We start from the raw sequence: 1,588 nt of genomic DNA on the forward strand, positions 1-1,588 counted from the left end.
CGGCGCCGGTGCCGCCCGGCGCCGGGCCATCACCGAGCAGACGCGGGCCGTGCTCGCGGAGATCTGGGACGAGGCGCGGGCCGGGCGTCGGCTCGACGGTGTGGCGCTCGCGGCCGTCGGGTCGCTGGGCCGGGGGGAGCCCGGCCCGCTCAGCGATCTCGACCTGGTCCTGCTGCACCATCCGCGGGGGCTGGCCGGCACGGACGTCGCCACCTTCGCGGACCGGCTCTGGTACCCGATGTGGGACCTGGGCGTCCGGCTCGACCACAGCGTGCGGACCGTTGCCGAGTGCCGCGCAGTGGCTGCTGCCGACCTCACGGCGGCCACCGGACTGCTCGACCTCGCCCATGTGGCCGGTGACCCCGACGTCGTGGCGGCGGCCCGCTCCACCGTCGCGCATGACTGGCGTGCCAATGCACGCAAACGGCTGTCCGAGGTCGAGATGACGCTCGCGGCACGCCACGCCCGGCACGGGGACCTGCCCCACCTCGTCGAGCCCGACCTCAAGCAGGCCCGTGGCGGGATCCGCGACATGACCCTGATCCGGGCACTCACCGCCGCCTGGCTGGCCGACCGTCCGCACGGCGACGTCGACGAGGCGTACGCCCACCTCCTCGATGTCCGGGACGCTCTCCACGTGGTGACCGGCCGGGACCGGAACCGCCTCGCTCGCGACGACCAGGACGCCTGCGCGGCGCTGCTCGGAGAGCCGGACGCCGACGCGCTCCTCACGACCGTCTCCGCGTCCGCGCGGGTGATCGGGTATGCCGCACAGACCACCCTGCGACGGGCCCTGCAGTCCCAGCGCGCCCGCACCCTCAGGGTGGCGGCCCGGCGGCCGCAGCTCGCACCCCTCGGCTACGGGCTGTACCGGCACGAGGGCGAAGCCGTCCTCGGCTCAGCCTCAACCGCCGGCACGGACCCGCTCCTGCCGCTGCGCGCGGCCGTCGTCGCCGCCCGCAACAACCTGCCCCTGGCCCCGGCAACCCTGCGCAACCTGGCCGAGCAGGCGCCGCCACTGCCCGACCCCTGGCCAGAGCTCGCTCGAGAGCTCTTCACCGAGCTGCTCGCGGCGGGCCCTGGCCTGGTCGCCGTCTGGGAGGGGCTCGACCTCGTCGGGGTCGTCGACCGGTGGCTGCCCGAGTGGGCCGGGGTGCGCTGCCGTCCGCAACGCAGCGCCGTGCACCGCCACACGGTCGACCGGCATCTCATCGAGACGGTCGTCGTCGCGAGCGGGATGCTGCGGGACCTGCACCGCCCGGACCTGTTCCTGCTGGCAGCACTGCTGCACGACATCGGCAAGGTGGAAGGAGCCCACGACCACGCCGCTGCCGGGGCCCGCCTGGCCGGCGCCGTGGTGCGGCGAATGAGCATCCCGGACGAGGATGCCGCCCTCGTGGTCCGGCTGGTGCGGGAGCACCTCACGCTCGCCGAGCTCGCCACCCGACGCGACCCGACCGACCCCGCGACGGTCGATGCCCTGGCGGCGGCCGTCGGGGGGTCCGGCTCGACGCTCGAGCTGCTCCGCGCCCTCACCGAGGCCGACGCTCGCGCCGCGGGGCCGCTCGCGTGGACCGACTGGCGGGCG

1 protein-coding gene is annotated in these 1,588 nt (G+C 75.7%); it reads left to right on the top strand.

The window, feature by feature from the left end:
* The coding region (locus N864_RS22115) for a [protein-PII] uridylyltransferase (protein WP_034722623.1) at positions 1-1,588 on the top strand (1,588 nt) is incomplete at both ends.

This window comes from Intrasporangium chromatireducens Q5-1, assembly GCF_000576575.1.
In the GTDB taxonomy this organism is placed as follows: Bacteria; Actinomycetota; Actinomycetes; order Actinomycetales; family Dermatophilaceae; genus Intrasporangium_A; species Intrasporangium_A chromatireducens.